17 protein-coding genes are annotated in these 15,294 nt (G+C 73.0%); 7 read left to right on the top strand and 10 right to left on the bottom strand.

Annotated elements, in window-relative coordinates; translation table 11 throughout:
* The first annotated feature begins 30 nt into the window (after positions 1 to 30).
* From ABZ860_RS38630 to ABZ860_RS38620, 3 genes are all read left to right on the top strand, one after another.
* Positions 31 to 981 (top strand): DUF2218 domain-containing protein, encoded by a 951-nt coding sequence (locus ABZ860_RS38630; RefSeq protein WP_357230299.1) that lies wholly within the window; start codon positions 31 to 33, stop codon positions 979 to 981.
* A 175-nt stretch (positions 982 to 1,156) separates the two neighbouring features.
* Entirely contained in the window at positions 1,157 to 1,495 is a 339-nt protein-coding gene (locus tag ABZ860_RS38625; RefSeq protein WP_357230342.1) for a ribosomal protein L7/L12, read from the top strand.
* Positions 1,496 to 1,545: 50 nt separating this feature from the next.
* Entirely contained in the window at positions 1,546 to 2,637 is a 1,092-nt protein-coding gene (locus ABZ860_RS38620) for a tyrosine-type recombinase/integrase (protein ID WP_357230297.1), read from the top strand.
* Between the two features lie 8 nt (positions 2,638 to 2,645).
* On the opposite strand, the gene ABZ860_RS38615 is transcribed toward ABZ860_RS38620, so the two are convergent.
* Together ABZ860_RS38615 and ABZ860_RS38610 are read right to left on the bottom strand one after the other, a co-directional pair.
* Positions 2,646 to 3,203 (bottom strand): GyrI-like domain-containing protein, encoded by a 558-nt coding sequence (locus ABZ860_RS38615; RefSeq protein ID WP_357230295.1) that lies wholly within the window; start codon positions 3,201 to 3,203, stop codon positions 2,646 to 2,648.
* Positions 3,200 to 4,015 carry a GyrI-like domain-containing protein gene (locus tag ABZ860_RS38610; RefSeq protein WP_357230293.1) on the bottom strand — a complete coding sequence of 272 codons (816 nt, stop codon included), beginning with the start codon at positions 4,013 to 4,015 and terminating at the stop codon, positions 3,200 to 3,202. The genes ABZ860_RS38615 and ABZ860_RS38610 overlap by 4 nt, the downstream gene beginning before the upstream one ends.
* Before the next feature lie 151 nt (positions 4,016 to 4,166).
* On the opposite strand from ABZ860_RS38610, the gene ABZ860_RS38605 reads away from it, so the two are divergent.
* Positions 4,167 to 4,574 (top strand): YciI family protein, encoded by a 408-nt coding sequence (locus ABZ860_RS38605; RefSeq protein ID WP_357230291.1) that lies wholly within the window; start codon positions 4,167 to 4,169, stop codon positions 4,572 to 4,574.
* Positions 4,575 to 4,598: 24 nt separating this feature from the next.
* A complete protein-coding gene (locus tag ABZ860_RS38600) occupies positions 4,599 to 5,744 on the top strand; it encodes a DUF6596 domain-containing protein (RefSeq protein ID WP_357230289.1) in 1,146 nt (381 codons plus the stop codon).
* A gap of 57 nt (positions 5,745 to 5,801) precedes the next feature.
* Here ABZ860_RS38600 and ABZ860_RS38595 read toward each other — a convergent pair whose 3' ends face one another.
* Complete coding sequence (locus ABZ860_RS38595) at positions 5,802 to 7,265, bottom strand: pectinesterase family protein (protein ID WP_357230287.1); 1,464 nt, start codon at positions 7,263 to 7,265, stop codon at positions 5,802 to 5,804.
* A 245-nt stretch (positions 7,266 to 7,510) separates the two neighbouring features.
* Here ABZ860_RS38595 and ABZ860_RS38590 point away from each other — a divergent pair, with 245 nt between their 5' ends.
* Positions 7,511 to 8,269, top strand: a complete 759-nt coding sequence (locus ABZ860_RS38590) for a MerR family transcriptional regulator (protein WP_357230285.1) — start codon at positions 7,511 to 7,513, stop codon at positions 8,267 to 8,269.
* A 39-nt stretch (positions 8,270 to 8,308) separates the two neighbouring features.
* On the opposite strand, the gene ABZ860_RS38585 is transcribed toward ABZ860_RS38590, so the two are convergent.
* Together ABZ860_RS38585 and ABZ860_RS38580 are read right to left on the bottom strand one after the other, a co-directional pair.
* Positions 8,309 to 8,767, bottom strand: a complete 459-nt coding sequence (locus ABZ860_RS38585) for an SRPBCC domain-containing protein (RefSeq protein ID WP_357230284.1) — start codon at positions 8,765 to 8,767, stop codon at positions 8,309 to 8,311.
* Positions 8,764 to 9,195 carry a metalloregulator ArsR/SmtB family transcription factor gene (locus tag ABZ860_RS38580; RefSeq protein WP_357230282.1) on the bottom strand — a complete coding sequence of 144 codons (432 nt, stop codon included), beginning with the start codon at positions 9,193 to 9,195 and terminating at the stop codon, positions 8,764 to 8,766. Before ABZ860_RS38580 ends, ABZ860_RS38585 begins: the two co-directional genes overlap by 4 nt.
* Positions 9,196 to 9,292: 97 nt before the next feature.
* Between ABZ860_RS38580 and ABZ860_RS38575 the strand changes: the two genes are divergently transcribed.
* Positions 9,293 to 10,030: an HAD family hydrolase gene (locus ABZ860_RS38575; RefSeq protein ID WP_357230280.1), complete on the top strand. Its 738-nt coding sequence runs from the start codon at positions 9,293 to 9,295 to the stop codon at positions 10,028 to 10,030.
* Between the two features lie 12 nt (positions 10,031 to 10,042).
* Here the strand turns inward: ABZ860_RS38575 and ABZ860_RS38570 are convergent, their stop codons facing one another.
* From ABZ860_RS38570 to ABZ860_RS38550, 5 genes are all read right to left on the bottom strand, one after another.
* Positions 10,043 to 10,807, bottom strand: coding sequence for a GNAT family N-acetyltransferase (locus tag ABZ860_RS38570; protein ID WP_357230278.1), 765 nt, complete (start codon positions 10,805 to 10,807; stop codon positions 10,043 to 10,045).
* A gap of 8 nt (positions 10,808 to 10,815) precedes the next feature.
* Complete coding sequence (purB, locus tag ABZ860_RS38565) at positions 10,816 to 12,243, bottom strand: adenylosuccinate lyase (RefSeq protein WP_357230276.1); 1,428 nt, start codon at positions 12,241 to 12,243, stop codon at positions 10,816 to 10,818.
* An 82-nt stretch (positions 12,244 to 12,325) separates the two neighbouring features.
* A complete protein-coding gene (locus tag ABZ860_RS38560; RefSeq protein WP_357230274.1) occupies positions 12,326 to 13,336 on the bottom strand; it encodes an RNA polymerase subunit sigma-70 in 1,011 nt (336 codons plus the stop codon).
* 193 nt (positions 13,337 to 13,529) lie between these two features.
* Positions 13,530 to 13,907, bottom strand: a complete 378-nt coding sequence (locus ABZ860_RS38555) for a GntR family transcriptional regulator (protein ID WP_357230272.1) — start codon at positions 13,905 to 13,907, stop codon at positions 13,530 to 13,532.
* Positions 13,904 to 14,719, bottom strand: coding sequence for a hypothetical protein (locus tag ABZ860_RS38550; RefSeq protein ID WP_357230270.1), 816 nt, complete (start codon positions 14,717 to 14,719; stop codon positions 13,904 to 13,906). The genes ABZ860_RS38555 and ABZ860_RS38550 overlap by 4 nt, the downstream gene beginning before the upstream one ends.
* Positions 14,720 to 15,294 lie beyond the last annotated feature (575 nt).

Genomic DNA, 15,294 nt, shown 5'->3' with positions numbered 1-15,294 from the left:
GACGCTTGATGTGTCACATGGAGGAAGCCGATGCCTCATTCGACGGCGTACGTCGTCACCGACAGGCCCGAGCGCTACATCAGGCAGCTCGTATCGCACATGGGTCACAAGGCGGAGGCCGCACTCGGCGGCGACGGCCGGGCGGTGATCGAGCTGGGGTCCGGGCGTTGCGTGCTGCGGCCCAGCGGCGGCGGATTCGAGATGATCGCGACCGCCGCCGGCGAGGAGTCGCTGCTCGGCGTGCGGGACGTCGTCACCCGTCACCTGCTGCGGTTCGCCACCCAGGAGGAGCTCGTGGTCGACTGGACGCCGCCGGCCGGGGGTGAGGCGGCGTGGAGCCTGTCCCCCGTCGTCGACGACTATCTGCTCACGCACTGCTCGCCCGTGGACGAGGTGCTGCGGGATCTGGTCGTCAGGACCCGGGAGGAGACGGGCGGCGCGGCCGGGATGCAGGTCTCGCACGACGAGGGCGCGCTGCTGACGATGCTGGCGCGGATGTCGGGCGCCCGCCTGGCCGTGGAGGTGGGGGTGTTCACCGGCTACTCCTCCATCTGCATCGCCCGGGGGCTGCCGCCGGACGGGCGGCTGCTGGCGTGCGACGTGAGCACGGAGTGGACGTCGATCGCCAGGAACTACTGGGAGCGCGCGGGGGTGTCCGACCGCATCGACCTGCGGATCGGGCCGGCGCTGGAGACGCTGCGCGCGCTTCCGGCCGAGCCGGTCATCGGTTTCGCCTTCATCGACGCCGACAAGGTGAGCTACCCCGACTACTACGAGGAGGTGGTCACGCGGCTGACCCCCGGCGGTCTGGTGGTGCTGGACAACGTGTTCCAGGGCGGGCGCGTGTTCGACCCGGCCTTCCAGGGAGAGGCGCAGGTGGCCGTACGCGGCCTGAACGAGACGATCGCGCGCGACAGCCGGGTCGAGTCGGTGATGCTGCCGGTGCGGGACGGCGTCACGATCGCCCGGCGCGTGGGCTGATGGCGAAGGGCTGACTGTCCTGTGGGGCGGGGCTTACGATCACCGCATGCCTAACATCGGTCCCTTCGAGCTGTTGGTCCTCGCCGTCATCGTGATCGCGCTTCTCGGTGTGGGGATCGCCGCCGTGCGGGCCGGCGCCCGCCCCGCCGGGCCGCTGGCGTGGCGCAGCCCCGGCCTGCTGCCGCCGGTCTCGGCCGACCTGCAGCACCGGGTGCGGGAGCTGTACGCCGACAACAAGAAGATCGAAGCGATCAAGCTGGTCCGCGAGCAGACCGGGCTGGGCCTGAAGGAGGCCAAGGACCTGACCGAGGCCCTGGCCTCCGGGCGGCCGCTGCCGGTGGCCCCGGCCCACGGGCGGCCGGATCTGGCCTCGCGGGTGCGGGAGCTGAAGGCGGCCGGACGCGGCGAGCAGGCGGTGTTCCTGGTGCGCGGCGAGACAGGCATGGGCCAGTCGGAGGCCGAGCGGTTCGTCGAGGCGATCGACGCCGTCGACGCGGAGGGCGGCGAGGCGTAGGAGAACCGCCCCGGTGTTTGCTGTCGGTGCGGCTCGGTACGGTGTCGATCATGCTGCCCGTACAGGTGAACAGGCTGACCGTGCAGGAGGCCGGGGACCGCTATGTGGAGCTGGTCCGGGCCAAGACGGTGACCGGTGCGCTGTCGCCCGCGACGGCCGAGGTGTACGCGCGGGACGTGGCCACGTTCGTACGGCTGGCCGGGCCGGACCGGGTGCTGGACGACCTGACCGGCGAGGACGTGGACGCGGTGCTGCTGGCCTTCGCGCGCAAGCCGGACGAGCGCAGGAAAAGCGATGACCAAAGGAAAGGCACGGAGAAGGGCACCGGGCAGAGCGCGGCGTCGCAGGCGAGGTTCCGCCGGTCGGTGTCGGCGTTGTTCCGGCACGCCACGTCGGCCGGATGGGTGCATCTGGATCCGATGGCGGCCTCGTCGGTGCGGGCGCGGGAGCGGGGCGGGCTGCGGCCGGAGCGCCGGGCGCTGACACGGGAGCAGGCCGAGGGCCTGATCGAGGCGGCAGGCTCCCCCGCCGCGCCGCCGCGGGAGGCGGCCGGTTCCGGCGCGGGGCGCCGCCGGCGTGCCGACCAGCGGACGGAGGTGCGTGACGCGCTGGTGGTGCTGCTGCTGACCACGCTGGGCCCGCGCGTGTCGGAGCTGGTGCGGGCCAACGTGGAGGACTTCTACACCAACGACGGGGTGCGCTACTGGCGGATCTTCGGCAAGGGCGGGCGGACCCGTGACGTTCCGCTGCCCGATGCCGTCGCGGCGGCGCTCGACGCGTACCTGGCGGTCCGGGCGGGCGGGGACGGCGAGAAGGCGCTGTTGCTGTCGTGGCGGGGCAGGCGCCTGGCGCGGGGCGATGTGCAGGCGGTCATCGACCGGGTGCAGCGGCTGGTGGATCCCGGGCGGCGCCGGGCGGTGACGCCGCACGGGTTACGGCACACGACGGCGACGCACCTGCTGGCGGACGGCACGGACATGGACGCGGTGCGGCGGGTGCTGGGCCACAGCGATCTGTCGACGCTCGGCCGCTACCGCGACGACCTGCCCGGGGAGCTGGAGGTGGCGATGGGGTCGCATCCGCTGCTGCGCCGCCGGCGCGGCCGGGCCGGACGGGACGACCAGGCCGCGCCGGACGCCTAGCGGGGCGATCAGGCGGTGCGTACGGGCTGACGCAGGATGGTGCGCAGGGCCGCGGGGTCGGTCTCCTGGACGCCGCTCAGGTAGATCTCGTGGTGGAGGCCGGCCGGGACGAGGCCGTGGGCGCGCATGAACTCGTCCATGAGCGCGAGCGACTTCGGTTCCTCGGCGAAGGAGCCGTGGTGGGTCATCTGGACGCACCGCCCGTCGGTGAAGGTGACGAGCAGGACGGCGTCGACGCCGGGGGCGGGGCGGGCGGCCTCGCGGGCCTGTTCGGCGAGGGCGGGGTCGACGGTGGCGGGCAGGCGGAGGAACAGGTGCCAGTACCAGTCGTCCCTGGGGACGTCGAGAGGATGGCGGGTGGTGTCCTCGACCCACCAGCGGCCTTCGAGCACGGGCATGGGCAGTCCTCCGGCGAGGCCGGTGAGGGGTCCCGCGACGGCGTACAGGGCGGTGATCGCGGCGAGGTGCGCGGGCCCGCCGGGCGCGCCGCGTCCGCTGACGCCGAGTCCCGTCACGGGGCCGAAGTCGGCCAGTTCGGGGGTGTCGGCGGCGGAATACCAGTTCATTCCTCGTCCTCCAGTCGGATCATCAGGTGGGTGACCAGCCGCTCGGGCGGGGTGGTCGCGGGGTCGGAGACGTAGGCCTCGCGGAGCGGGCCGGTGGGGGCGTGCCCGCGCTCGGCGCACCAGGTGAGCAGGGCGTGGGCGGTGAGCGAGATCTGGTCGTAGGGGCCGACGTGGGCGGCGACGGCGAACGTGCCGCCGGGCAGGATCTCGGGGTCGGCGCCGGGCACCTGCGGCAGGCCGGTGCCGGTGAGGGCGACGGCGACGGGGATGGACTCGCCGTAGTCGAGCGGGAACAGCCCGACGAGGGCGGGTGCGGGTGGCCCGGCGGCCATCAGCCGGGCGACGCAGGCGGAGGTGGCGCGGGCGATGTCCTCGGTGCCGGCCGCGAGGTCGCGGACGACGATCGCGGGGCGCGGCGGTTCGGCGACGATGGTGACCTCGGCGGCGGGCAGGCCGGTGGCGAGGATGCGTTCGAGGCTCTTGAGGGTGCGTCTGCGGCGCGCGAGTTCGGCCTCCAGGTCGTCCCTGACCCGGGTGAGCGCGGCGGCCGCAGAGCCTCCTCCCGGGGCGTCTTGTCCCCCGTCACCGCCGGACAACACATCCGCGACGACGGGCAGGGGGACGTCGAGGGAGCGCAGCAGGCCGATGACGAGCGCGTCGCGGGCCTGGGCGGTGCGGTAGTAGCGGTAGCCGCTGGCGGGGTCGATCCAGGCGGGTTCGAGCAGCCCGAGTGTGGCGTAGTGGCGCAGTTGCTTGACGCTGAGCCGGGCGAGGCGGGCGAACTGCCCGATCGACAGGAGGTCGTCGTTCACACGCCCCAGGATGGTCTCTCCCTCAGTGGGAGAGTCCACCGCCGGATTTCTTGTAACAGGTGTCGTGCGGGGTGTCGAGAATGTGGTGCCGGCTCCGTCCCAGGGACACGGGCGGTCGTGACGGGCCGCGCGGCGAAGAAGGAGAACCAGGATGAAATATCTGATTTTGAAGCACTACCGAGGCGGCCCGGCCCGCGTCGTCGACTACGGGTCGATAGACCAGTGGACGCCGGAGGAGGTCGACGCGCACGTGCAGTTCATGCGCGACTTCGCGGCCCGCTTGGAGGAGACGGGTGAGTTCGTCGGCGAACAGGCGCTGTCGCCCGAGGGCACCTTCGTGCGGTATGACGGCGAGGGGCGCCCGCCGGTGACCGACGGCCCGTTCGCCGAGACCAAGGACCTCATCGCCGGCTGGATGATCATCGACGTGGAGTCCTGGGACCGCGCGGTCCAACTGGCCGCAGAGCTGTCGGCCGCTCCCGGGCCCCGCGGCGAGCCGATCCACGAGTGGCTCGAGCTCCGGCCGTTTCTCACCGAGCCGCTTACGGTGACGGAGTGAAGGTGATGCAGTGAGGGTGATGCAGTGAACGAGTCGCTGCTGCGGGAGCTGGTGCCCGCGGTGATCGGCATCCTCGTCCGGCGCGGCGCCGGCTTCGCCTCGGCCGAGGACGCCGTGCAGGAGGCCCTGATCCGGGCGCTGGAGACCTGGCCCGGCGACCCGCCGCGCGATCCGAAGGCCTGGCTCGTCGCGGCCGCCTGGCGCAGGTTCCTCGACGCCGCCCGTGCCGAGGCGTCGCGGCGGGGGCGGGAACTGGCCGTCGAGGCCGAGCCTCCCCCCGGTCCCGCGCCCGCCGCGGACGACACGCTGCGGCTGTACTTCCTGTGCGCGCACCCCACCCTGCCGCAGGGCTCGGCCGTCGCCCTGACGCTGCGCGCGGTCGGCGGCCTGACCACGCGGCAGATCGCACAGGCCTACCTCGTGCCGGAGGCGACCATGGCCCAGCGCATCAGCCGGGCCAAACGGCGGATCGCGGGGCTGCCGCTCGACCAGCCCGGCGATCTCGGGACGGTGCTGCGGGTGCTCTACCTCGTGTTCAACGAGGGGTACGGAGGGGATGTCGACCTGGCGGCCGAGGCGATCCGCCTGACCCGCCAGCTCGCCGCCCTGACCGACGAACCCGAGGTCGCGGGGCTGCTCGCGCTCATGCTGCTGCACCACGCGCGCCGCGCGTCCCGCACGGGCCCGGGAGGCCGCCTGGTGCCCCTCGCCGAGCAGGATCGATCGCGCTGGGACACCCGCCTGATCGCCGAGGGGGTGGCGATCCTGCAGGCCGCGCTGGCCCGCGACCGGCTGGGCGAATACCAGGCGCAGGCCGCGATCGCCGCTCTGCACGCCGACGCCCGCAGCGCCTGCGAGACCGACTGGGTGCAGATCGTGGAGTGGTACGACGAACTGCTGCTCCTGACCGGCAGCCCGGTGGTGCGGCTCAACCGCGCGGTGGCGGTCGGCGAGGCCGACGGACCGCAGGCCGGCCTGGCGGCACTGGCCGGCGTGGACCCCGGCCTGCCCCGCTATGCCGCGGTGCGTGCCTACCTGCACGAACGCGCCGGCGACCTCGAACAGGCCGCCGAGCTGTACGCCGAGGCCGCCCGCGCCGCCACCAGCCTGCCGGAGCGCGACCACCTCACCCGTGAGGCCGCCCGGGTGCGGCAGGTGCCGCGTCCGTGAGCCCGCCGGGGGCGTACGGGACGGCGGCGGTCAGAGGCACGGCCGCGACGGCGGCGGTCAGCCGACCGGGTTCCAGCCGTCGGATCCGGCCAGGTATCTCTGTGGGGTGTAGTTCGCCGCCTGGGAGTCGCTCATCTGCGGCCGGTTGGAGTTCACCGTGGCGCCCGCGCCGGTGTTCCTGTACTCGAAGAAGCGCGCGTTCTTCCACGAATTGCCGGACATGTCGGTCCAGGGCTGGGAGGTCTTCATCGTGGAGCCGAGCGTCGACTCCCGGTAGAGCACCTGGGCGTTCGGACCCCACGGGCGGCCTAGCTGGGTGGTGTCCGCCGTGGCGCCGGAGATCCGGGACCGGTAGATCAGGAAGCCGTAGGTCTTGCCGGCGTCGGTCCTGGCGGCGGTGATCGGCCCGCCGGTGCTGCGCTTTTCGTAGATGTCGCAGTCGTTGATCACGATGGTGCCGTCGCCGAAGATGAAGTCGACGGTGCCCTCGACGTAGGAACCGGTCATGTAGGCGCGGGCGGACGCGTTGACCAGGAAGGTGTCCTGGTCGCCGAGCAGCCGCACGTTCGACAGGACCGCCCGGTCGGCGTTGAGGTTCAGGGCCACGGCCTGCTGGCCGGTGGTGCTCCCGTTCTCCTCGTAGTCGTTGGAGACCGTCAGGTTGGTGAGGGCGGCGTCGTGCCCGTTGACGAAGGCGGTGGCGCTGTTGAAGGTGCCGTAGGTGCCTGCCGAGTGGTTGTTGACGATCACGACGTCCCTGGCCGACGAGCCGAGGCCCTGCAGGGTGATGTAGGGCTTGTCGGCCGGGATGGTGACGATCTCCCGGTAGGTGCCGGGCTTGATCGTGATGACCACGCGGCTGCCGTTGTTCGCGGGCACCGCGTCGACGGCGGCCTGCACCGTGCGGTACCTGCCGGTGCCGTCTGCGGCGACCGTCGCCGTGGCCTGCGTGCCGGCCGGGGTGAACAGCCACTGTTTGTTGGTGTTGGCGGTGCAGGTCTCCTGGATGATCGCGGCGCCGGAGGAGGTGGAGGCGCCCTTGTCGCTCAGGCACAGCCCGCTGGACACGCTCACGATCTGGTAGGTCCCCGACCCGGAGGCGACCAGCCGCCACTGCTGATTGGTCTGGCCGGCGCAGCTCCACTGCTGGATCTGCGTCCCGGAGGCGGTGGACGCGCCCGGGACGTCCAGGCACTTGCCGCTGTTAGCGTTCACAATCGTGAAAAGTCCGGACCCGGCCGAATTGAGGGTGAACTGCTGCCAGGCGGCTCCGGTGGTGCAGCCCCACTGCTGCACCAGGGCGCCGTTGTCCTTGGAGCCGGACACGACGTCCAGGCACATGCCGCTCTTGGTGACACTGATCTGGTACGTCCCGCCCGCCGTGGGCACCGCGGCCTGGGCGGGCACGGCGTGCAGCGCCACGGTGGCCAGGGGCACGGCCGCCACGACGGCGACACCGCGCGCCGCGCTCCGGCGGATCCGCGTCGGGGCCGGGGGTGTTTCGAGGGATGTGGGGGGCATCTGCGCTCCTTCGGACGCGCTGCGTGAACGGGAGGACCGCCGCTCGCCCCGCGGCTGCCTGCGTCGGCGCGAGAGCCCCCGCACCGTAGAATCACATTCCGGAATATGTCAATCGTCCAAACTATCTTTTCCTTCGACGCTGCTGGTCGATGGCGTGAGCCGGCTGGAACTTTCATCGCGGCGCGATCGGTTGACCCTCACGTAGCGGAAGGCCGCAGGCTTGGCCCCGGAAGGGAGGAGAGCCCATGGGCTACTCGGTCGGCCAGGTCGCCCGCTTCGCGGGGATCACGGTGCGTACGCTGCACCACTACGACGAGATCGGGCTGCTGCGGCCCAGCGAGCGGTCGGCCGCCGGATACCGGCGCTACAGCGAGCCGGACCTCGACCGGCTGCAGCAGGTGCTGTTCTACCGGGAGCTCGGGTTCTCCCTGGAGGAGATCGCCGTCGTCCTCGACGATCCGGGCGCCGACCCGGTGACCCACCTGCGCCGCCAGCACGAGTTGCTGCGGCGCAGGATCGGGCGGCTGGAGGCGATGGCGTCGGCGGTCGAACGTGCGATGGAGGCGAGGAAGTTGGGGTTTTCCCTCACACCGCAGGAGCGGTTCGAGGTGTTCGGCGACTTCGATCCCGAGCAGTACGCCGAGGAGGCGGAGGAGCGCTGGGGCGGCACCGACGCCTTCGAGCAGAGCCGCCGCCGGACGGCCCGCTACACCAAGGACGACTGGCGGGCCATCACGGCGGAGGCCGGCGAGGTGCTGCAGGCGTTCGCGGCGGCCTTCGCCGAGGGGGCGCCCGCGGACGGGCAGCGGGCGATGGACGTGGCCGAACGGCACCGCGCGCACATCACCCGCTGGTTCTACGACTGCACCTACGAGATCCACAAGGGTCTCGGGGAGACGTACGTCACCGACCCGCGCTTCGCGGCCAACTACGAGCGGGTCGCCGAGGGGCTGAGCCGCTACGTGCGCGACGCGGTCCACGCCAACGCGGCGCGGCACGCCTGACCCCCGGGAGGCCCGCCCCGGCTGGTCCGCTCGCGGTGATCACAGTACGGCGGCGAGCGAGCCGGTCATGAGGCGGCGCCATCCGCCGTCCATGATGGAGCGGGCCCGCCGCTGCATCTCGTTGCCGGGGTCGAAGCCCTCGTGGGTGAGGAACAGCCGGGTGCCCCGGCCTTCGGGTTCGAGCGTCCAGGTGATCGTCCAGTCGGCGCCGCTGGGGCTGGCGGGGTCGGCGTCGCGCCAGCCCAGGCGGAGCATGCGCTCGGGCTCGAAGGCCAGCACCTCGGCCTGGACGTCGCCGGAGAACCCGGCGCCGGGCATGGCCGTCCCCCGCATCGTGTAGCGGTGCCCCACACTGAGGCGGAAGTCGCCCGGCATGAACCACCGCGCGAGCAGGTCCGGGTCGGTCAGGGCCTGCCACACGCGGGCGGGCGGGTGCGCCAGGTATTCGTCCAGGTGCAGCACGGTCGGGTCGTCGGCGTCGTTCATGACCTCGTTCATGGCCTCTCCTCGTCCTGGCCGGTCCGGGGGCCGCTGCCGCTGTCGTGCGGATGGCCGCCGGCGCCGGTGTCGTGTGTGGTCTCGGTGTCGTCGAGCAGGTGGCGCAGGGCGGTCAGCCTGTCGCGCCAGAACCGCTCGTAGGGGTCCAGCCAGTCGCGGACGCGGACGAGCGGGACGGGCTCCAGGCGGTAGAGCCGGCGTCTGCCGTCCCTGCGTTCGCTGACCAGCCCCGCCTCCCGCAGCACCCGCAGGTGCTCGGAGAAGCTGGGCCGGGCCATGGAGAAGCAGGAGGCCAGCTCCTGCACGGACTGGGGGCCGTGCTCGCGGAGCAGGCGCAGCACCTCGCGCCGCACCGGGCTGGCGAGCGCGGCGAAGATCTCGTCTTCCGCCGGCGGCGACTGCCGTACGGCGGTGGGGGTGACGTCCACGGCACCATAATAGGTAGGAAATTTCCTACCTGTCATCTCCGGCAGCTTCACAGTCAGGAAACGCGACGGAAACACGGCCCGGTCAAGATGAGGACTCGTGATCAGGGCCATTCTGTTCGACCTCGACGAGACCCTTTTCGATCATCGCCGGGCGGTCGCGCACGCCGCGACCCGCTGGACCGAGTCGGTCTGCCCCGGTCACGAGCTGCTGCCGGAGACGCCGGCGCTGTGGCTCGACCTGGAGGACAAGCACGTGCCCGCCTGGCAGGCCGGGGAGTGCTCGTTCGCCGAGCAGCGGCGCAGGCGGCTGCGCGAGTTCTGCCGGCGGCTCGGGCTGCCCGAGCCGTCCGACCCCGACGCGGCCTTCGCCGGCTTCCTGACCCACTACGAGTCGGCCTGGGCCGCCTTCGCCGACGTGCCCGGGACGCTGGACGCGCTGGCGGCCCTCGACGACGCCCCCGTGCTGGGCGTGCTCACCAACGGCGTGGCCGTGCAGCAGGAGGCCAAGCTGCGCCGCATCGGGCTGATGGACCGCATGGAAGTGGTCCTGTCGCCCGACACGCTCGGCGTGTTCAAGCCCGCCCCGCAGTGTTACCACGAGGCGGCGGCGAAGCTCGGCCTGCGCCCGCACGAGGTGCTCATGGTCGGCGACAACCTCCTGCTCGACGCGGTCGCCCCCACCCGCGCGGGGATGCACGGGGTGTGGCTCGACCGCTACCGCGCCGAGCCCGGCGCCTCCTCCCCCGCCGTGACGAGGATCACCACGCTGCGCGATCTGCCCGGCCTGCTGGACGCACTGGACGCGCGCCTGCTCGGCCAGTCACGCGCCGCCTGAACCACGAAAGGTTCAGGCGCGCAGGCCGGTGGCCGCGACGCGGCGGCGGGCGAAGCCGAGCCGTTCGTAGACGACGACGGCCGCCCGGTTCCAGTCGTCCACCATCAGCGCCACGCGGCCGTGCTCCGCGAGCAGCGCGGACGCCACGAACCGGCACACCCGCTCCCCCAGCCCGCGTCCCCGCGCCGGTGCGGCGGTCGCGACACCGGCGAGCAGGCCCACCGTCGGCGCGGACCACGCGTCGGCCGCGACCGCCAGCAGGGCGCCGGAGCCGTCCCGGACACCGGCCCAGCGGCGTACGCGCGGCAGGCCCGGCACGGCGTAGGAGTCGGGGTTGGCGGCGGCGAGCAGCGCTGCCACCTCCGGGGCGGCGGAGTCCGCCAGCCAGGAGACCGACCCCTGCCGGCCCGTCACCTCCCCGCCTGTCGCGTCCTCACGCGGCGGGGCGAGCTTCTCGGTGCCCATCCAGGAGAAGCAGGCCGCCGGCTCCAGCTCCGGCGCGGCCTCGACGACCTGTTCGATCAGCGCGGCGTCACCGAGGGGCCGGTAGGACGGCCCGGCCTCGGCCAGGGCGTGCCGCACGAGCGGGACGACCCGGGCGGCCGTGCCGCGCACCACGAGGCGGTCGCGCCGGGACGCCTCGGGGCTGGCCACCGCCACCGCGTCCCCGTACGCCCAGGCGCGCACGCCGGGCCGCATGCCCTGCGCCGCCCACACCACGAGGTCGTCGTCGCCCGAGGCGGCGGCCACCTCGGCCTCGCTCACCAGCTCACGCACGCGTGTCCCTACAGGATCGCGCCCGGGACGTAGGCGGCGTCATCGGGATGGCGCGCGGTGATCTCGCCGACCCGCGCGGTCACGGCCGCCACCTGACCGGCGGCCGCGCCGGCGAAGGAGGCCCGGTCGGCCAGCAGCGCGTCGAGCTCGGCCCGGCCGAGCGGGAAACGATCGTCGGCGGCCAGGCGGTCGAGCAGCTCGTTGCCCGCGCCGCGCGACCGCATGGCCAGCGCGGAGGCGACCGCGTGCTCCTTGATGATCTCGTGGGCGGTCTCACGGCCGACCCCGGCCCGCACGGCCGCCATGAGCATCTTGGTCGTGGCGAGGAACGGCAGGTAGCGGCCCAGCTCCGCCTCGATGACCGCCGGGAACGCGCCGAACTCGTCCAGCACGGTCAGCATGGTCTCCACCAGGCCGTCGAAGGCGAAGAACGCGTCGGGCAGGGCGACTCTGCGGACGACCGAGCACGACACGTCGCCCTCGTTCCACTGGTCGCCGGCGAGCTCCCCGGCCATCGAGGCGTACCCGCGCAGGATGACGGTGAGGCCGTTGACGCGCTCGCAGGAGCGGGTGTTCATCTTGTGCGGCATCGCCGACGAGCCGACCTGGCCTTCCTTGAAGCCCTCGGTGACCAGCTCGTGCCCGGCCATCAACCGGATGGTCTTGGCCAGGGAGGACGGGGCGGCGGCCAGCTGCACCAGCGCGGTCAGCACGTCGTAGTCGAGCGAGCGGGGGTAGACCTGGCCGACGCTGGTGAAGCGGCGGGGGAACCCAAGGTGAGCGGCGACGCGGTCCTCCAGCGCCGCCAGCCGGTCCTCGCCGCCGAGCAGGTCGAGCATGTCCTGCGCGGTGCCGACCGGGCCCTTGATCCCGCGCAGCGGGTAGCGCTCCAGCAGGTCCTCCAGCCGCGCGTAGGCCACCAGCAGCTCGTCGGCGGCGGTCGCGAAGCGCTTGCCGAGCGTGGTCGCCTGCGCGGCGACGTTGTGCGAGCGGCCCGCCATGACGGTCGAGGAGTGCTCGGCGGCCAGGCGGCCCAGGCGCGCCAGCAGCGCCACGACCCGCCCGCGCACCAGCAGCAGGCTGTCGCGGATCTGCAACTGCTCGACGTTCTCGGTCAGGTCGCGGGAGGTCATGCCCTTGTGGACGTGCTCGTGCCCGGCCAGGGCGTTGAACTCCTCGATGCGAGCCTTCACGTCGTGCCGCGTGACCTTCTCCCGCTCGGCGATGGAGGCCAGGTCGACCTGCTCGGCCACCTTCTCGTAGTCGGCGACCGCCTGCTCGGGCACCTCGATCCCGAGGTCGGCCTGGGCCCTCAGCACGGCGAGCCAGAGCCTGCGCTCCAGCACCACCTTGTGCTCGGGAGACCACAGGCGGGCCAGCTCCGGCGAAGCGTAACGGGCGGCCAGGACATTCGGGATACGCGGCTTGGCATTCACGTTGGCCCAGTCTATTGAGCCCGCTCCTTCCGGCTGTCCGCAGGTGCCGGGCACGCTTCGCACAGACTCTCACGGCGGGATCTCACAGCCTGGGCGCGAGCCCGAACGCCGCGAACAGCTCCGGCCCGAACGAGGTGATCTCCGCGACCAAGCCGTCCTCCACCCGCAGCACCGTGACGGCGAACGCGCGATGCGCGGCGTCGCCGGGCCGGCGTACGTACGAGGCGACGGCCGGCTGCCGGTTGGCGCCGAGCGGCAGCATCCGGAACCGCCCCTGGAAGCCGGGCGAGGCGGAATCGAAGCTGTCGGCGAGCGACGCCCGGATCGCCTCGCGCCCCTGGAACCAGAACGGGTACGGCGGCATCGACGCGCGGGCGTCGCCGGCCAGCAGCACGGCGACGGCGGCGGCGTCGGCCGCCTCGTAGGCCGCCATGAGGCGTCTGAGCACCTCGCGTTCCGCGGCCGCCGCGGGTGCGCGCGGCCAGTCGGCCCTGCGCGCGGGCAGATGGCGGCGCATCGTCGTGCGGGCCCGCTGCAGCGCGCTGTTGACCGACGGCAGGCTCGTGCCGAGCAGGGCGGCGATCTCCCCGCCGGGCCGGCCGAGCACGTCGCGCAGGATCAGCGCGGCCCGCTGGCGCGGCGGCAGGTGCTGCAGCGCGGCCAGGAACGCCAGCTCGATCGTCTCCCGGTCGACCACCTCGGCGCCGGGCCCGTCCTCCTCCAGCAGACGGTCGGGGAACGGCTGCAACCAGGGAATGTCGGTCCTGGGTCCGGCCACCGCCTGGGCGGGCTCGCAGGCGGGCTCCAGGTGATGTGGCAGCACCCGGCGCGGCAGCCGTTCGAGGGCGTCCAGGCAGGCGTTGGTGGCGATGCGGTACAGCCAGGCGCGGAACGTCGCCCGCCCCGCGAAGCCGGCGCGCCCGCGCCAGGCCCGCAGGAACGTCTCCTGGACCTGGTCCTCGGCGTCCTCCAGCGAGCCGAGCATGCGGTAGCAGTGCACCCGCAGCTCTCCCCGGTAGCGCTCGCACAGCGCGCTGAACGCCGCCGCGTCGCCGGCCGCCGCGGCGGCCACCTCCTGCGGCTTCTCCTCCACGAACGTCCCCTCCCCAGGCTTCTTCTCCGCAGCGCGGACACGGCCGGCCCGGCCGTCGTACGGTATGACGGCCGGGCGGGGGAAACATCATCGGTCCCCGGGTCCTGGCAGCCCTGCCGGACCGGGCGATGGAGCACGACTCGCCTATGCCGACGTCGCGTGCCCGGCGGCCTGACCCTGCGCCGGGTCACGGTCACGACGAGGCCGGTGCTGCCGCGCCGGACGTCAGAGCCGCCTGGACGATGCGGATCGCCTCGCCCGCGTCGATGCCGACGCTGGCGATCACGGCCGCGTAGTCGGCGGCGGCCCGCCGGGCCCGCTCCAGGCCCTCCTCGCCGGCGGCCGACACGAACGAGCCCGCCCGCCCGCGCGTTTCGATCAGCCCCGCCTCCTCCAGCTCCCGGTAGGCCCGGCCGACCGTGTTCACGGCCAGACCGAGGTCGGCCGCGAGCTGGCGGATGGTCGGCAGCCGGGCGCCCACGGCCAGCGTGCGGTCCTGGATCTGCCGGGCGAGCTGGGCCCGCAGCTGCTCGAACGGCGGCACCGGCGAGGCCGCGTCGATGACGATCACCGGACGCTCATCACCCGCCGGGCCACCGTCGCGCTCGACGGCGTCCTGACGCGGAGCGCGACGCACGCGACCATGCCCAAGACAACGTTGGCGACCGCAGCGGCGCTCAACCAGCCGGGCGCGGTGCCGAACAGCAGCACCATGGGCAGCGACCACTGCACGCTCGGCGTGGTGAGGTCGCGGGCGTCCTCGACGCGCATGATGACGTCGGCGGTCAGCGACTCCTCGTCCTCCGCCACCACCGGGCGCCGCAGTAGGTGACGCAGTTGCATGGCGGTGATGGCGGTCACGCCGAGCAGGCCGATCAGCAGGACGACGGCCAGCTGCCGCACGGTGGGGTCGGGAACGGCCAGGGCGCTCCCGGCCAGCATCATCGCACCGGCGAACGTGGCGACCACGAAGACGGCGTACGGCCGGCCGAGCACGGCCCGCCAGCCGGGCTGGATCAGATGGGCGGCCCTGCGGGACAGCGACGCGCCCGCCCGCTGATCGACGCGTCGCACCCACCAGTCGAGCAGCGACTGTGCCAGCAGCAGCCCGGCCACCAGCGCGGTCAGGGCCAGCAGTGGCAGCGGGCGATGCGACTGGGAGCCGTCGAAGGCGGGAACGGCGGCGAGCGCGCTCGCGACGATCAGTACGGCCGGGATGAACGCAGCGACGAGGCGGGCACGTCCCCGGACCGCCAGCCGGTCGGCCAGCAGCGGGGTCGGGCGGGCACCGGACAGGCCGTGCCGGGCCAGCCACGCGTCCGCCAGTCGCAGATCAGCCGCACGCGCCGGCGGACCGGCGTCCGCTGACGGTTCATCGGTCATGGCGCCTCCTTTGTCGCAAACTTTGTATCAACATCGTGCGTCAAAGCTTGCGACAAAGTCAACGCTCTGCGGGCTCTCGTCGTCGCGGTCCTTCCAGCCGTGTTCCGGCCGGACCCCGATGAGGCCCCGGAGCGGGGCCCGCGGCCCCTGAATGTTGGGCGCTGGGCGCTGGGGCCAGGCGCCGCCGCTCCAGACGGTGCCGTCGACGCCGTGAGTGAGGACGGCGACGGAACGCCGACCGGTCACGGCATCACGACGAGTCGCCTGCCTTTGAGGCCGGTTCGCTGCCAGGCGGTCTCGATGTCGCTCAGCGGGACCTTCTCCACCTCGAAGGTGAGCTCGCCGGACCGCGTCCACGTCACGATCTGCTGGTACACCTCGTCCCGTCGCGGGCCACCGGATCGGGGAAGTCCTCATAGCGCGGGATGCCGCCGACCTCGTGGAGCACCGCTGCCTTCATCCGAGTTCCTGTCCGAATAAGCGGGCGATCCGCGTCTGCCACGCCGCCAGGGCGCGAGGCGGACGGGCCGGAGCGTGGTTGAACCCGTGCTGGTGCGAACGGTGGTGGGAACGGT

The sequence above is a fragment of the Microbispora sp. NPDC046973 genome (assembly GCF_040644495.1).
GTDB lineage: Bacteria > Actinomycetota > Actinomycetes > Streptosporangiales > Streptosporangiaceae > Microbispora.
The sequence above is the reverse complement of the archived record's forward strand: the minus strand, read 5'-3'. Positions and strand labels throughout refer to the sequence as shown.